Origin of the sequence: Planktothricoides sp. SR001, assembly GCF_001276715.1 — a bacterium.
In the GTDB taxonomy this organism is placed as follows: domain Bacteria; phylum Cyanobacteriota; class Cyanobacteriia; order Cyanobacteriales; family Laspinemataceae; genus Planktothricoides; species Planktothricoides raciborskii.
Genome location: NZ_LIUQ01000001.1, coordinates 1 through 15,455 on the forward strand (window position 1 = coordinate 1; position 15,455 = coordinate 15,455).

Annotated in this window: 19 protein-coding genes; 8 read left to right on the plus strand and 11 right to left on the minus strand. The window is 43.8% G+C overall.

Going from position 1 to position 15,455, the window contains the following annotated elements:
- Positions 1-249: 249 nt before the first annotated feature.
- The 7 genes from AM228_RS36615 to AM228_RS00020 all read right to left on the minus strand — a co-directional run bounded on the left by AM228_RS36615 (position 250) and on the right by AM228_RS00020 (position 4,115).
- On the minus strand, positions 250-567 hold the full coding sequence (locus AM228_RS36615) for a CHAT domain-containing protein (RefSeq protein ID WP_082348677.1): 318 nt from the start codon (positions 565-567) through the stop codon (positions 250-252).
- A 3-nt stretch (positions 568-570) separates the two neighbouring features.
- A complete protein-coding gene (locus AM228_RS00005; protein ID WP_054464044.1) occupies positions 571-873 on the minus strand; it encodes a hypothetical protein in 303 nt (100 codons plus the stop codon).
- A gap of 45 nt (positions 874-918) precedes the next feature.
- On the minus strand, positions 919-1,056 hold the full coding sequence (locus tag AM228_RS31470) for a hypothetical protein (protein ID WP_156331415.1): 138 nt from the start codon (positions 1,054-1,056) through the stop codon (positions 919-921).
- 548 nt (positions 1,057-1,604) lie between these two features.
- Entirely contained in the window at positions 1,605-1,853 is a 249-nt protein-coding gene (locus AM228_RS00010) for a hypothetical protein (protein ID WP_156331416.1), read from the minus strand.
- Positions 1,808-2,242: a M48 family metallopeptidase gene (locus AM228_RS00015; RefSeq protein ID WP_054464046.1), complete on the minus strand. Its 435-nt coding sequence runs from the start codon at positions 2,240-2,242 to the stop codon at positions 1,808-1,810. The genes AM228_RS00010 and AM228_RS00015 overlap by 46 nt, the downstream gene beginning before the upstream one ends.
- A gap of 76 nt (positions 2,243-2,318) precedes the next feature.
- Positions 2,319-2,489 (minus strand): hypothetical protein, encoded by a 171-nt coding sequence (locus AM228_RS31475; protein WP_156331417.1) that lies wholly within the window; start codon positions 2,487-2,489, stop codon positions 2,319-2,321.
- A 90-nt stretch (positions 2,490-2,579) separates the two neighbouring features.
- On the minus strand, positions 2,580-4,115 hold the full coding sequence (locus tag AM228_RS00020; RefSeq protein ID WP_054464256.1) for a SagB/ThcOx family dehydrogenase: 1,536 nt from the start codon (positions 4,113-4,115) through the stop codon (positions 2,580-2,582).
- Positions 4,116-4,698: 583 nt separating this feature from the next.
- Between AM228_RS00020 and AM228_RS00025 the strand changes: the two genes are divergently transcribed.
- Positions 4,699-5,241, plus strand: coding sequence for a pentapeptide repeat-containing protein (locus AM228_RS00025; protein WP_054464047.1), 543 nt, complete (start codon positions 4,699-4,701; stop codon positions 5,239-5,241).
- A gap of 327 nt (positions 5,242-5,568) precedes the next feature.
- On the opposite strand, the gene AM228_RS00030 is transcribed toward AM228_RS00025, so the two are convergent.
- Positions 5,569-6,228, minus strand: a complete 660-nt coding sequence (locus AM228_RS00030) for an L-threonylcarbamoyladenylate synthase (RefSeq protein WP_054464048.1) — start codon at positions 6,226-6,228, stop codon at positions 5,569-5,571.
- A gap of 159 nt (positions 6,229-6,387) precedes the next feature.
- Here AM228_RS00030 and larC point away from each other — a divergent pair, with 159 nt between their 5' ends.
- Positions 6,388-7,818, plus strand: coding sequence for a nickel pincer cofactor biosynthesis protein LarC (larC, locus tag AM228_RS00035; RefSeq protein WP_054464257.1), 1,431 nt, complete (start codon positions 6,388-6,390; stop codon positions 7,816-7,818).
- Positions 7,819-8,270: 452 nt separating this feature from the next.
- Here the strand turns inward: larC and sbcD are convergent, their stop codons facing one another.
- The gene (sbcD, locus tag AM228_RS00040; protein ID WP_054464049.1) at positions 8,271-9,569 is read right to left on the minus strand and encodes an exonuclease subunit SbcD; all 1,299 of its coding nucleotides are present in this window, start codon (positions 9,567-9,569) and stop codon (positions 8,271-8,273) included.
- Between the two features lie 159 nt (positions 9,570-9,728).
- Positions 9,729-10,523: a phosphoadenosine phosphosulfate reductase gene (gene cysH / locus AM228_RS00045; protein WP_231636501.1), complete on the minus strand. Its 795-nt coding sequence runs from the start codon at positions 10,521-10,523 to the stop codon at positions 9,729-9,731.
- A 205-nt stretch (positions 10,524-10,728) separates the two neighbouring features.
- Between cysH and AM228_RS00050 the strand changes: the two genes are divergently transcribed.
- Positions 10,729-10,995 (plus strand): glutaredoxin family protein, encoded by a 267-nt coding sequence (locus AM228_RS00050; protein ID WP_054464051.1) that lies wholly within the window; start codon positions 10,729-10,731, stop codon positions 10,993-10,995.
- A gap of 198 nt (positions 10,996-11,193) precedes the next feature.
- Here AM228_RS00050 and AM228_RS00055 read toward each other — a convergent pair whose 3' ends face one another.
- Positions 11,194-11,415, minus strand: coding sequence for a Uma2 family endonuclease (locus tag AM228_RS00055; RefSeq protein WP_231636503.1), 222 nt, complete (start codon positions 11,413-11,415; stop codon positions 11,194-11,196).
- Positions 11,416-11,844: 429 nt separating this feature from the next.
- Between AM228_RS00055 and AM228_RS00060 the strand changes: the two genes are divergently transcribed.
- The 5 genes from AM228_RS00060 (at position 11,845) to AM228_RS00085 (ending at position 15,412) form a co-directional block, all read left to right on the plus strand.
- Positions 11,845-12,105 carry a UPF0175 family protein gene (locus tag AM228_RS00060; protein ID WP_054464053.1) on the plus strand — a complete coding sequence of 87 codons (261 nt, stop codon included), beginning with the start codon at positions 11,845-11,847 and terminating at the stop codon, positions 12,103-12,105.
- Positions 12,089-12,598 carry a DUF3368 domain-containing protein gene (locus AM228_RS00065; protein WP_054464054.1) on the plus strand — a complete coding sequence of 170 codons (510 nt, stop codon included), beginning with the start codon at positions 12,089-12,091 and terminating at the stop codon, positions 12,596-12,598. The genes AM228_RS00060 and AM228_RS00065 overlap by 17 nt, the downstream gene beginning before the upstream one ends.
- 576 nt (positions 12,599-13,174) lie before the next feature.
- The gene (locus AM228_RS00075; protein WP_054464055.1) at positions 13,175-13,363 is read left to right on the plus strand and encodes a hypothetical protein; all 189 of its coding nucleotides are present in this window, start codon (positions 13,175-13,177) and stop codon (positions 13,361-13,363) included.
- Complete coding sequence (locus AM228_RS00080; protein WP_054464056.1) at positions 13,353-13,622, plus strand: type II toxin-antitoxin system RelE/ParE family toxin; 270 nt, start codon at positions 13,353-13,355, stop codon at positions 13,620-13,622. Before AM228_RS00075 ends, AM228_RS00080 begins: the two co-directional genes overlap by 11 nt.
- Positions 13,623-13,888: 266 nt before the next feature.
- Entirely contained in the window at positions 13,889-15,412 is a 1,524-nt protein-coding gene (locus AM228_RS00085) for a UDP-N-acetylmuramoyl-L-alanyl-D-glutamate--2,6-diaminopimelate ligase (protein ID WP_054464057.1), read from the plus strand.
- Positions 15,413-15,455 lie beyond the last annotated feature (43 nt).

A 15,455-nucleotide genomic window follows, 5' to 3' on the forward strand; every position in this document is an offset into this window, starting at 1 on the left:
ATATGAGTATAATTAAACTTGTGAATCCGGCTGGCCAAAAATCTCTAATGAGCCAAAACGTAGATAAGGGCGAGTATGCCCCGAACAGCTATCCAGTAATTATTGTGCCACAAGGGTTTCTAGTATGTTTACGAAAATTAGTCCCCCTGCCAAAATGTCCGACTACTTAAGTGATGTCTCCATATCTGACGGCAAGACAAAAGCTACCAATTTTTGAGTAGCAATGGGTAAATCTGTCCAACAATTACGTTACAGTTTCAAACCCGGACTGAGCGCTAGACTATATTTTTCGATCAGATATTGTTGACCATCGTAGAGTGCTGCCATCGGTAATGAACGTAAAAAAACATCCAGGACAAATACCAGGTTTTGCGTTTGATTGCGGTTCAAATCTGCTTCAGCGGGCTGAATTAGCCAATCATAAATTTTTTCAGAAATTCGCAGGCGCTCCGCACTAGAATAACCCAGGTAAAGGGAAGAATAGAATTGTTGTAAAATTTCTTCAATTTTCCCTTTGGGCAGTGGGGTGGCGTAGGGGCGTAAAGAGCGATCGGGTAAGGATAAAATTACTTATAGGCGATCGCGCAAAATAATCGGATAAATCACTGCCGACTGCGGGTCAATCTCATCAAGTAACACCGGCTTTGTTTCCAAACAAGCATCCCGGAAAAAGTTATCTAATTCCGCCAATTGTAACGCTTCAATGACATCTCTGGCTTGGCTCAAAGTGGCTTGATTCGCATCAGTTTGCAGCAACAAGCTGACCAGGTGGCGATACACAGGTTCCACCGTTTCGGTAAAGTTAAACTGCACATCAGTATTAATCGCCACTAAATCACTGCGTAAAGATTGCCTGGTCTGATAAGCATTCAAATAAGCCGCTTTTGCCCCTGGGATATTCCCCTGATTTTTTGAAATTCAACCCAACTGACTGGATGACCGAGCAACTAGATAGTCGCCCTTAATTGCCTGGGCAATTTCTAGGGCTTTTTCCGTTAATCTTTTGGCTTCAGCCCATTGGTGATTTGCCGCATATATTTTCCCCAGTTGATCCAAGCTATAAGCTTCCGCCCGTAAATCTTTGATTTCCCTGGCTTGCTGAATTGCGGTGACTAATAAATCCGCGATATTTTGATAATTTACGGTCTCTGGACTGGGGGCTGATTGCCAGATTTGAAGTAAGTTTTATGCCAGATATACTCTAGCGTAAATTGAACGACGCCTCGGAGAAAGCTGGCTGATATTTGACTGGATATCCGGGCTTAATTTGCTGGCGGCTACCCATTGCGGACTTTTGACTAATAAACTAAATTGATTGAGTTGAATTTATTCTCGTTTTAAGTCGGTTTGCGCTAAGGAGATTGCCTCTTCATAGTAATCAAAATTACTGGAAAATTTACCCAAATATTTTGCAATATTGCCAACACGGGAAAGATTAGCACTAATATTAGTTTTTGCCCCTAATTGATCGCTAATTTGCCAAATTATAAAAACCCTTTGACTTGAAGTAAATTGCCCATGCTTTGTAACGCCACCCCTAAACTTCTCAGGCTATCTGCTTTAAGCCAAGAATCCGGTTGACTTTTCAACTGTTCAAAAATATTTTATAGTATTTTTTTATCCGGGCGATATTGTCCCAATGATTGTAAAGCTTGGGCTTGATTAATTTGACTCCCTAATTTTCCCGTTTCATTGTTGGCTTTCTCATAGACCGATTCAGCTTTAATCGAAGTTTCTAACGCCTGCTGAGTTTGCCCTTGGGCAAGTTGTAAACTCCCCTGAGTATTTAAGGCTTGGGCAAAGATGGCTAAACCTCTTTGATCCAGTTCTCCTTGATTTTGTAACAAACGCAAATAGAAATTGCCCCTTCTGCTTGCTGCCATTCTCCTACTTTTTGATAAGCAGAGGAGAGATAATTTAAGCTTAAAGCCTGATTTCTAATTTCCCCTTGTATTTCGTAGTCTCTCGCTGCCTGTTGCCAAAGGCTGACAGCAGCAGAAAACTGTCCGATTTGATACAGATTTCGGCCTTCCTTTAGCCGCGCTTCCGGGGTTTGGGCTAGGGTTTGAGTCTGAAGTTGAACAACTTGTGCCTGACTGGGATAAAATTGCGGAAAAACTGGCCATCCCGTAGTCACCAATAAAATTGTCACCAAGAAAACACCAATGAACCGCCAATCACTTTGCCACCATAAGCGGTTTGGTTTTTTATGGTTAAATCTGGGTTTAATTTTTAACCACACAATATTTTTATCGTGTTTTAATCGCGATCCTTACCGATAGATAGGCTTGATTTAATTTTTGTCAAAAATCCTGAAGCTATTGCCCTGTAATCAAATTCCCCAAATAATGTATAGCACGATCGCGGCTGTTTTGTGATTCATCCGCTGTCATGGCAAATTGAGGCAATTCCCTGGCATTTTGCTTTTCTGATTTCTGGTGGCGGTTGAGAAACGGAACAGTCGCGCCAAACCCAAATTTGATGGCCATATCTGACGATCCATTGTCTCAACCACGCCATTCCTTCCAGCAAAAGCAAAACATTTCTGGGATCGAACGAAAAGGACGATTTCTCCTGGTTTAAGCGGTTCTCGGGCAACCTAAAGTGGTGATATATAACACCGCTTCATCTTCGGGAATTCCTAGCACTTGATTGACTTGATCGTCAAAAAATCCACCAATTCCACTGACGCCGACCCCTAAGTACAGCGCCCCCAAGTTGATCCGTTGTCCCAGGTGTCCCGCATCTAAGTGCAGATAACGATAAGCGCGATCGCCGAATTTTTCCACTGCCTTTTTCAAATCGGCAGTATGAAATATCACCGCTGCGGCATCGCGACCCAACTCTTGCCCCAAACAGAGATAATGTAACTCTTGGCGGAAATTCTTAAACCGCACTTGTCGTAATTCTTGGGCCATCGGTGCATAGTAATAACAGCCAACATCTAAACCATTCACCGATAACACCGCCACAAACGTAGAAATAAGCTGGCGATCGAAAAAGTCTGGAGACGGATCTAAGCCTTGATAGCTGTAGTGACTTGGGTGATAAGTAAAGTCCAGAATCGCATTCAGTTGGGCTAAAGCGATCGCCCCTCCATTGTACTCACGAGTCGAACGCCGTCGCAAAATCGTCGTTTCCAGTCCCGTGAGGCGATCGCCCCAATCAATCGGCTGGCTTTTCGTAGACACCTTGGTACAAAAGGGAAAATTATATTTATCATCTTCCGAAGACCGATCCACCATTGTCCAGCCTTCTTGTCCCGTGGTATCCGCATCAATTTTGGTCGCTTGATGACAATAAGCCAGCAACTCACCATCTCGAATATCCGGGTAGTCCTTTTTCACCCCTGACGGTAAAGCCGTCCGATAAGGCGGTAAATTTTCATCCAGTTTTCGCAAATCCGCCAAAGGCATCAGAGTCGTCACCGCTTCTTGATCCGGGTCTAAATAAAGCAGTTCATTCAGGGCATCATCGAGAAAGCCCCCAATTAAATGGGGTCGATAGTCCGTAAACGATCCTGCCAACTCAATATTGCCCAACAAATGACCCGTATCCAGAAAAACCCGCCGATAAGCCCGGTCTTCATAACGCCAAGCGGAACGATAAAAAACCGCCGTAGTCGCTAAAGCCAATTTGGTCGTATCAAAAGCCGGATGCCAAAACGTGGCACTTTTCAACGTCGGCCAAACATCACTATCCCAAAACCGAATCAAAGAATGGGTTTTTGTCTGATAATTGTAAAGTCCAGGGGGCAACTCCGCCGTCCCCAAAGAGATTAAATAGAGTTCTGCCGGGTACAGCCCTCCCGCTGAAGGAGCCGCCCTTAGATACAACGGGGTTCCCATCATCGTGCTGACTTTAGCGGTTAAGCCATAGCTACAAAAGAGTAACCGCGATAAACGTTCTAACCCTGTGCGGGCCGGGTCGTGTTCTAACTCCGGTCGTTTTTTCAAATAAGGCTTTAAATCAATCGTCGCACCAATCTTGTAATCTTTGAAAGGCACTGGCTGCTGTGACCAGTCTATAAAGTGCTTTTTACTGGCCAAAGTTTCTGGATCGTATTTGGTGCGCTCGTGGTAGTGTTGGGCAATGGAAAATTGCTGTTTTGCCATAAAAGCAGGATGGTTGGTGTAATTACTGCTTTCATCTTGACATCTGAGATGACTGGGATGCACCCTCAGCCAGAGAAAGATTGCTCCTGGGCTTGATTCCTGGAACTTAGCCATCACAGCGATCGCCCAATTGTGCAAATCGGTTCGCCTGTGATGCTGCTAAAATTTTAAAAAATTAAAAAAAGCTAAAAAAAACCTGAATAAATTTACAAATTGTTACATTTGTTCATAAAGGATGTGATTCATCCCCGCCCTAGTAAACACCCAATAGATATAGAAGAGAGAAAAGAGATGCCTAGAAAAGAGAGGAGAGAGAGGAGTGCAGGGGAGCGGGGGTGCGCCACGCCAGCCCTAGGGGTGCAAGGCTGCGCCACGCCAGCCCTAGGGGGGATATTTTTCTCCTCATCTCCTCTGCTCCTCTGCTCCTCTGCTCCTCTGCTCCTCTGCTCCTCTGCCGACGGCGGCCTCCCCCGCTCCTCCGCTCGACGGCGGCTCCCCCGCTCGATGGCGGCTCCCCCGTTCCCCGGTCCCTATTCCCCGTTCCCTATACATTTTGGCTCAGGCTACTATCAGGCAGTACAAAATGCAAAAAGTCAATAGTGAAGAGGTACTCAAACAGTATGCAAACGGTCAACGTAACTTTGAGTATTTAGATTTAAGTGAGAATAACTGGTTTGAAGCCAATTTACGCGGAGCCAATTTCACTGGCAGTAACTTAAGTAAGGCTTATCTGCCTTATGCGAATCTCTCTCTCGTCAATTTGCGCCAAAGTCAACTCACTCACGCGGAACTCAGTGATGCCAAACTCGCGCAAAGCGACCTCAGCCAAGCTAACCTGAGCGAGGCTAATCTTTGTCGGGCAAATTTACGCAATGCCAACTTACGAGGGGCAAATCTCGCTGGGGCTAATCTCACTAAAGCTGATTTGTCTAATGCAGATTTAAGTGACGCTAACTTAAGTGATACAAATTTAACCGGCGCCAATTTATATAAAGCGAATTTAAGTCATGCTAATTTAACGGGTGCAAATTTTTTTCGCGCCACAAGGGTAGATTTTACCGATGCTTATTGGGATGAAACCACAATTTATCCCGACGGGTATCGTCGCAATGATGACTCTGTTTGAATTTCTGTTTGAATTTCTGTTTGAATTAGTGAGTTATAGTTGTTTGGTTATAGTTGTTTGGTTATAATTGTTTGGTTATAATTGTTATATTGGTTGACTTGATTTATTAATAATGATTATTTAAATAATTTGCGGATAATTGGCAAATTATTTATGGCAAATTATTTATTTTTTTGAAAATTATCTGCCATAAACCTGTTAATTGTATGTTAATTGTTTTTATAAAATATGTATTTATCTGGTAAAAATAAATTTTCACAAAATCATAAATTACCGCCAATATGACGGTAATTTATGATTTATGATCTACAGGGGCTTTATGGGGGATTAACTGGCATAACTGGGTTCGAGTTCGGGCAGCCACTCGGTGACTTCCTCCCATCCCTGACCCTTGCGAATCGCGATCGGTTCATCACCACTTAAATCCAGAATCGTGGAAACTTGATAGCCCGGATCTTCTCCGGTATCGATAATAATATCCACTAATTTCTCCAGTTGATCGAATAATTCGGCTGTACCCAGGGTTCCGTAGTCTTTTTTGTCCGGTAGATGGGCAGAAGTAGAAATAATAGGACTTTCCAATGCATTGAGTAATGACAAACAAACCGTATTTTTGGGCACCCGAATTCCGGTGGTTTTCCTTTTGGGATCCATGACGAGTTTGGGAACTAACTTGGTGGCAGGCAACAAGAACGTATAAGGCCCAGGAATCAAATGCCTGATAATCCGATAGGCGCGATCGCTCACTTTGGCATAAGTGGCAATATTAGATAAGGAAGGACAGAGAAAGGTTAAGGGCTTGTCATTGGACAAACGCTTAATTTGCCTAACCTTTTCCACCGCTGATTTAACTCGAATATCGCAGCCGATCGCATACACGGTATCCGTGGGATAAAGCATGACGGCGCCGTTACTCAGTGCGTCTTTAATCGGTTCAATGCTACGCAACTGAGGATTGTCGGGATGAATGTGATAAATTGTGGCCATAATAATAAGTCATCGGTTTTTACAAAAGAAAAAAATTTTTTTCCCTGGCTGTCACGCTGGATTAGACACCACTATGCATTCTAATCGGTAAAATTGAAACCGGGTTTCTTAATTTTTGGCTGGGTGGCAGCATTTATTGAGGTTAGCGAGAACCGATCCATGAAAAAAATTGCTTATTTGGAATGTCCCACCGGCATTGCTGGTGATATGTGTTTGGGTGCTTTAGTTAGTTCAGGTGTCCCCTTGGATTATCTGGATGAAAATTTGTCTCGACTGGGGATTTCTGATGAATATCACCTGAGAAGCGAATTGGTTCATCGCAATGGTCAAGTCGCTACGAAAGTTTATGTGGATTTGTCCACAGGCGATCGCGCAAAGGGGATCGCAAACGCGAATCGCCCCCAACATTTCCATGACCATGACCATGACCATGACCATGACCATGACCATGACCATGACCATGACCATGACCATGACCATGACCATAAGCATGGTCATAAGCATGACCATGAGGGTAAACATAAGCATGACCATGACCATGACCATACCCGACATTTGCCAGAAATTGAGGGAATGATTAAGGCTGCCAAGTTGCCGGAACGGGCAGAATTTTGGAGTTTGGCGGTATTTCGCCGACTGGCAGAAGCAGAAGGGGCGGTGCATGGGGTGTCTCCGAATCAAGTCCATTTCCATGAAGTTGGGGCAACCGACGCCATTGTGGATATTGTGGGGACTTGTTTGGGTTTGGATTGGTTGGGGATTGACAGTAATTCCCAGGGATGGCCTGCTTTGTCTTGTTCTCCCTTGCCGACGGGGGGTGGGACGGTTTGGGCTGCCCACGGACGTTTGCCCGTACCCGTCCCCGCAGTGCTCCAGTTGCTGCGATCGCGCCAAGTGCCGATTTATGCCAACGGAATTGAGAAAGAATTAGTCACACCAACCGGGGCAGCGATCGCCGTAACATTAGCCACGAGTTTTGGCCCACCCCCAGCCATGTCCCTGCACCACATTGGGTTAGGGGCTGGTTCACAGGATTTTGCCATTCCGAATATTCTGCGTTTGTGGATTGGGGAATCGGCACCGCTTAATCAAAAATCCTTGACAGATGAGACAAATGAGACAAATGAACTGACCAAAAACCTGGAAACAATTGCGGTATTGGAAACCCAGATCGACGATCTCAACCCCCAAGCGATCGCCTATACCTGCGATCGGTTATTTGCGGTTGGTGCGATCGACGTATTCACCCAACCCATTGCCATGAAAAAATCCCGCACGGGCATTTTGCTCACGGTTATTTGCCACCCAGAAAAAGTCTCCCCTTGCGAACAAATAATTTTTCAAGAAACCAGCACCCTGGGAATTCGTCGCTCCACCCAACAGCGGCATATTTTAAATCGAGTCATTCAGAAAGTGGCCACAAAGTTCGGAGAAATTCCGGTCAAAGTTGCCACCAATGAAGCAGGAAAAATTATTAATGTTCAACCAGAATATGAAGACTGTGCTGCCCTAGCCAAAAAACATCATCTCCCGTGGCGTGAAATCCATCGACAAGCATTAGCCGCATGGTACAGCATCAATTCCGTTTAAATAGTTATCAATAAAAACAGGAAACGGGGAAAATAATTGATAATTAATAATTAACAATTGATAATTAATAGCCAAAAATTATCAATTATCAATATGGTTCAGTAATGCTTATATTACCAGGTAGTTTTTGAGCAGTTGATAAACTGGCACTTTTGCTTCTCAGAGAGAAAATTTTGAAGTGCTAAAATAATAGTCAGCCGGATCTGCCTTGAAATATAGCTTGGAACTTAAATCAGATGTTGGCGCTAGGAAGATCAATCATCGTCTGTGATGAACATCACGGAACGAAGAGGGGTGAAACCCGTAGATTTGTAGGGTGGGCAAATATTGCCCACCCTACGTTATAAATAAAAGTGTAGTGAAATAGATTTGTAGGGCGGGCAAAATATTGCCTCCCCTACGTTATAAATAAAGGTGTAGGGTGAGCAATATTTTGCCCACCCTACGTTAGCCTAAAATAATTGTAATTGATCCTGACTATTCGGTTCGGCTGATTTTATTTTTTCGGCCTCATCTTCCGCAAAAAACTCCTCTTCTCCCGCTAATAAACTATTCGCAGCGGCCAGCATTTCCTCCGCAATATCTTGCAGGTCTTCTCGATTTTCCAGGTAAGTTTTCAATGCTGATAATGGATCGATACCCCCACCAGCCCCTAATTCCGGGAGGCGAGGTGACATTAACTGACTGACTAATTCTGGTTGAATTCGGTAGTTATGGGCTTCATTTAAACAATCGTGCAATACCGTATTATCAATTTGGTCTATTTGTTGCGGTTGTAACTGATAAATCAGCCGGACGATCGCATCTTTAATCCGATGTTTTTTAATCGCTTTGACTAACTTGGCTTGCGGTTCTGCGGCCTCGGAAACGTCAACCCGAATGGTGCAGAATTTGCGAACGGGAATGGGACAAAATTGCCAGTGACATTTGCCCGGTTCTACTTCTACTAAGACATAGCCTTTTTCTTCTTTTTCTTCACTAAAATCTACCCGTTCAATACTACCCGGATAAACCACTGGGGGATTATTGCCCGGATTGAGGTTTTGGTGACGGTGAACATGACCTAATGCTACATAGTCAAATTGCGGTTTTGTGAGTAAAGAAAGCGGAATGGTGAAGCCTTTACCAACTGCTAAGAATCTTTCAGCCCCATATTCGGCATTGTCTACCATTAAATGTCCTAAAAGTACCGTGGGCACTTGTGGGTTTAATTTTCTGATTTCTCCTTCGAGAACCGTGGAAAGGCGATCGATTAACAGATGATTAATTTCTGAAAGAGATAGTTTTTCCGTTTCCGGTCGGGTTAACAATGTAGAACGAGTTAACCACGGTAAGGTGATAACTTGAATTGACCCGTTTTTGGTTTCAATTCTATGAGTTTCCAGGGAGTCGCCAACAATAAATCCCGGTACTCCTAATGTGCGATAAATACAAAGACTTGCACCCCCTTGTCCTAGGGAATGTTGGTCATGGTTGCCGACGAGTAAGACTGTGGGGATTTTGGCGTCGGCTAACCGGCGAAATTGACTGGCAAATGCTTCCTGTACAAATGGCGGTGGGGTGGCGTCGGGAAAGGCATCTCCCCCAAAGAGGACTAAATCAACGTCAGAGCCGATCGCGCGATCGATACAAGTGGTTAAAGTAGTAACAAAATCCTCCAATCGGGTATTTTGTCCCGTTTGTGGGTTGGTTTTCCCGTGAGAAAACCCGCTACCGATATGAATATCCGACAAGTGGAGGATTTTAATCATAATTGTTGTTGGTTGTTTGTTGGTGGTTATTAGTTGGTGGTTGGGTAGGGATTCTTTGGTGGTTATTAGTTATTAAGTGGATTGCCCTAACGAATAACGAATAACCAAGAACGAATAACTAAAAACCAACAACTAACAACCAATAACTAATCACCAAAATTAAATATGTAGACCACATTCGGTTTTGTCACTGTCACGCCAACGACCAGCCCGTTCGTGTTCCCCATGTGCCACAGGAGTGGTCAAGGGTTCATCACCAATGCTGGCATAACCTTGGTCGTGAAGTACATTGTAAGGCACCCCATAGTCAAATACATATTTCCAGGTTTCTTTGCGCGTCCAGCAAGCCAGGGGGTTAATTTTTAGACGACCGTGCTTGTCGATTTCAAAGATCGGAATTTCTGCACGAGTTGAGGCTTGATCTCGGCGCCGACCATTAATCCAAGCTTTTACATTTAATTCATCCATTGCCCGCTGGAACGGTTCGACCTTGGTCAATACATGGAACTGATGAATATCCTTCTGCCACAGGGCATAGCCGTGCTGATGAGCAAATTCATCGCGATCGCTGGCTTCTCGGTTCTTGTAAATATAAAGGTCTAAATTATAGTGGGCTTTGGATTTTGCCACTAAATCTAAAGTTTCTTGAAAATGGTGCAGGGTATCGACAAATATGACTGGCACCGGGGGGTTGGGTTGCAGGTCACGGTAAAGCATATCCATGATTACCATGCCAGTGACACCAAAAGCAGTGCTTTGCACCAGTCCTTGTCTCATATTGTTGATGCACCAAGCGAGAATTTCGCGGGGATGAGCGCCTTCAAATCTTTGGTTGAGCTCATCGAGGTCAAAACTGATGGGTTGAACTGGTGCTTTTAGGGTGTGAACCATGTGACGCTGTTTTTTATAACCTTGGTGTATATTCACTAAACCAAATAGTATCAGATTTGTCAATCAAATACACACATAACTCGATCGAGAATGCGGATTTTTTGTATATTTTTGTAAATGTCTAATTACCAATATTTAATTATATAAGTATAATTAGTTGGTAAGTTATTCCTCAGTTATTCCTCAGTTATTCCTCAGTTAAAAAGCCCGATCGTGATCGCCTGGACTGGGATAAAATCAGGAAAATCAAGGGTTTGAGAGGCAATTCATGGAATTAATTTTTTACACAAAAGCAGGTTGTCACCTGTGCGAAGACTTGCAGCAAAAGCTAAAACAAGTTAAAGGGATAGATTTTGAGTTAGAAATGCGAGACATTACGACTCGTAAGGATTGGTTTACTGCTTATCAATATGAAATCCCGGTCTTAATCAAACAGACCAATACGGGAGAGGAACTGCTGCCGCGACTTTCCCCAAAAGCCACAGTAGAAGATTTGACACTTATGTTAAAGAAATTTTTTCCCAGTAATATTTAAGCGTAATATTTCCGAGTTTTGAAATCGGCAATTTCTACTACCACCTCTATTTCTAACGTAGGGTGGGCAAAACATTGCCCACCCTTATAGTTGGTTGAATTAAGATTGATACAATTCTGAGGGGGCGCAAGCATTGATCCCCTACGAATTTTTTATTTCGGTATTATCCAGCAAAATCATGCTTTAATTATGCTTTAATTATGCTTGAAAAATTTGGGCTGCGGTTAATTGTAATTCTGTAAAAACCAAAAAATCGATGATTTTATCATCGTGAAATTGCTTAACTTCGTACTCCCCATCAACCATAGTATAAACGGAAATAGTCGTAATTTTAGCATCACCAATAAAGCGGCCACCACCTAAACCAAAATAGCCTAAAATCCAGTATTTTCGTATCCCCATTAATTCATAATATCCCAATCTTTTCAGATAATAATACCATTTACAAAAATTCATACAACAGCCCTTAACATTCTTCGGGTGGGCAGGCATATTTTACCCACCCTACCAGATATGATCGTGGAATGCCTGCCCACCTTACAATATAAATACTTATTGTTGCATAATTTTTTGTAAATGGTATTATTTTGGGGCTACAGCCGCCTGATTTGCGAGAATATACAGGTTTGGGGGTGATTTAGTCGTTGGCGATCGCGTAAAGAAACCGGGTTTCTATCAGCATCTCTGTTTTTCCGCAAAGATTTGCGAAAGAAACCCGGTTTCTCAGTTGCGGGGATGAGGTAAAATAGGGTGACTATCCTGAACCAACGGCTATGGATGAACAACAGCATCAGGCGGATGTAGCCTAGTGATTAATGAATGTCTTTCAAAAGGATGAGGTGATGATAGATGCAAGCTATTAATATACAAATTCCCATCGAATTAATTGAGCAAGGTGAGACGGCAGTTTTGGAACAAATTGCCATGCAGCTTTATGAAAACAATATATTTACGTTTGGGCAAGCACGTCGTTTGTTGAATTATTCCGTGTGGGAATTTCAAAAACTGTTGGGAGAAAATCATATCGATCGCCAATACGATAAAAATGATTTAGCAGAGGATATAGAAGAAATTAAATCAGGATTGTGGGATAGTGAAAATCATTTGTAATGCTACACCGTTGATTAACTTTGCCAGTATTGGTCGCTTAGATATCTTAAAATCTCTGTTTACTGAGATAGTCATTCCCAAAGCGGTTTACTCGGAAACCGTTGAATCAGGATTTCCTAACTCTGAAACCATTGTTAATGGGATTAAAGCAGGTTGGCTTAAAGTTAAGCTAGTGGAGGAGATGTCAGAATCGATCTCTTTAGAATTAGATGCTGGAGAAAGGGAGGCGATCGCTTTAGCACTGAGTGAACAAAAAGCCAGGGTTGTATTGGATGAAAGAAGAGCCAGAAAAGTGGCGCAAGAGTTAGGATTAAATGTAATTGGCACTTTAGGAATTTTGATTTTAGGGAAACAAAACCGGATTATCCCCCAGGTTAAACCCCTGTTAGATGCAATGATGACAGAAGCCCAATACTGGGTTAATGAATCTCTGTATTATGATGTTTTGCAAGCGGTTTCTGAGGATGAAACTGAGAGGCTAAACAATTTATGAATTTTGGGTTTGGGGAAAGAAACCGGGTTTTTAGCAGTATCTCTGTTTGTTTACCAAAATTTAAGAAAGAAACCCGGTTTCTGGGAGGTTTATGGGAGGTTTCTGAGTCTCGGTGGGGGGTAAAGAAACCGGGTTTCTACCAGCATCTCTGTTTCTCAGCAAAGGTTTAGGAAAGAAACCCGGTTTCTGGGATGCGGGGCTGAGATGCGGGGATGGGGTAAAATGGGAATGCTATCCTGAAGTTGTTGCACCATGCTAACCACGGAAACTGAAATCTTAGCTATCCTTCGCAATCTACCCCAACCCGCCCTGGAAAAAGCTAAAATATTATTAGACTTTTTAGCTTGGCGGTATCAAAATACCTCGCCCAAAGGAGCAAAATCGCCAGTTTGCGGGGAAAAGCCACAGGTGATATAACCACTGATGAGATTCTGAATTTAACGCGGGGTGAGGAATGACGAATTTCCTCGTGGATAGTAATATGATTCTGGATAGGGTAAGGGAAGATTACCGGGCTATCCCATATCAAAATTAACTCGGCTGTACCTTGAACTCAATTACTCAGGAAAAAAGGTGATGAAAGGGATTCAATTTGTTGTGAATGAAGCTGGAGAAAAACAGGCTGTATTAATTGATTTGGCTGAGTGGGGTGAGCTATGGGAAGATTTCTATGATGTGTTGGTGGCTCATACTCGTGAGCATGAGGAAGAGGTGTCTTGGGAGGAGTTAAAACAAGAAATCCAGGCAGAAGCTTATGGCAAATGAAGGGTATGCTGTCCGGTTTAAGAAGTCGGCGGCTAAGGAACTGCGATCGCTTGATATCAATCTCCAGTTAGACATTGGGGAGGCGATCGATAGCCTGAGTTTTGACCCCCGTCCGCCCGGAGTGGTAAAATTGAAGGGGGACGATAATCTCTATCGAATTCGCATCGGTGATTATCGTGTAGTTTATGAAATTGATGATTCCGAAAGGGTGGTTCGGATTGTGCGCGTCAAGCATCGTCGGGATGTCTATCGGAGTTGATTTAAGGATGCCGAATGGGGGCAAAGAAACCGGGTTTCTAGCAGCATTTCTGTTTTTCCGCAAAGATTTGGGAAAGAAACCCGGTTTCTGAGTCTGGGGTGGGGGCAAAGAAACCGGGTTTTTAGCAGCATTTCTGTTTTTCCGCAAAGATTTTCCAAAGAAACCCGGTTTCTGAGTCTGGGGTTAACTAGGCAATCCAGATATTTGTGGATAAAATCTGTAACTATTCATTTGTAACAGCCCGATCGCTGTGAGGAGTAAGAAAAATGAAGTTACGCGATTTGTTAGCCCAGGTATCGAATATTTCCCATCAGCCTGCTGAGGCGGTTTTGGATCGAGAAGTGACGGGTTTAAGTACCAACTCCCATGCTTGTAAGCCGGGAGACTTGTTTATTGGGATGCCAGGAACACGAGTGGATGGGGGGACGTTTTGGCCGTCAGCGATCGCTTCTGGGGCGGTTGCGGCAGTCATTACCCAGGAAGCCGCCCAAAAACAACCCCCAGAAACCGCCACGGATCCGGTGATTTCGGTGACGGATATGACCCAAACTTGTGCTGATTTGGCGGCGGCTTTTTATGGCTATCCGGCAAAACAGTTGTCTATGGTGGGGGTGACGGGGACTAATGGCAAAACCACCACGACTCATTTAATTGAATATTTGCTGAATCAATATCCCGTCGCTTTGCTGGGAACTCTTTACACTCGCTGGCCTGGATTTTCCCAAGTGGCGGTGCATACGACTCCGTTTAGTGTGGAATTGCAAGAACAACTATCCGCAGCAGTGAAAGCGGGGGCAAAGTTTGCGGTGATGGAGGTGAGTTCTCACTCGTTGGACCAGGGACGAGTTCTCGGTTGTGGGTTTGAAGTGGCGGTGTTTACCAATTTGACTCAGGATCACTTGGATTACCATAAGACGATGGAGGACTATTTTGAGGCAAAGGCCCTGCTGTTTAGCGATCGCTATCTCCAAGGTCGGGCGGTAATTAATATTGATGATGACTATGGGAAACGGTTGTGCGTTCGCGATAGCGTTGCGGAGCAATATCGCTTACCGAAAGAAAAATATTGGACTTATAGCATCGAAGATAGTAGCGCGGACTTGTGGACTGCTGACGTAACCTACAGTCCATCCGGTGTTACAGGCATTTTACATACTCCCGTTGGTAATGCGGATTTCTCCTTGCCGTTAGTGGGTAAATATAATGTGTCCAATATGTTGGCGGCAGTAGGGGCAGCTTTACATTTAGGTTTGGAATTGTCGGAAATTGTGGCGGCATTACCCAACTTTACCGGAGTCCCCGGACGCATGGAAAAAGTGCAAATTACCCCGGATCAAGATTTAACGGTAATTGTGGACTATGCCCATACTCCTGATAGTTTGGAAAATGTCCTCAAAGCTACCCGTCCCTTTGTGTCCGGTGATTTAATTTGTGTGTTTGGTTGCGGGGGCGATCGCGATCGCACCAAACGGCCTTTAATGGGAGGAATTGCTGCCCGTCTTTCTGATAAAGCGGTGGTGACTTCCGACAATCCTCGGACCGAAGATCCAGAGAAAATTTTAGAAGATATCCTAGCAGGAATTGATCCAGAAACTTCACCTCTAGTAATCTGCGATCGGGCCGAGGCCATTCGTCGGGCAATTATGGAAGCAAAACCCGGTGATGGCATCGTAATTGCTGGAAAAGGGCACGAAGATTATCAAATTTTGGGCACGGAAAAAATCCATTTTGACGATCGCGAACAAGCCCGGGCAGCCTTAGAGGAAAAGTTGGCTTTGGTTAGCGAGTAATCAGCGATTTTTTGCGAACCACAAAGACACAAAGGACACAAAG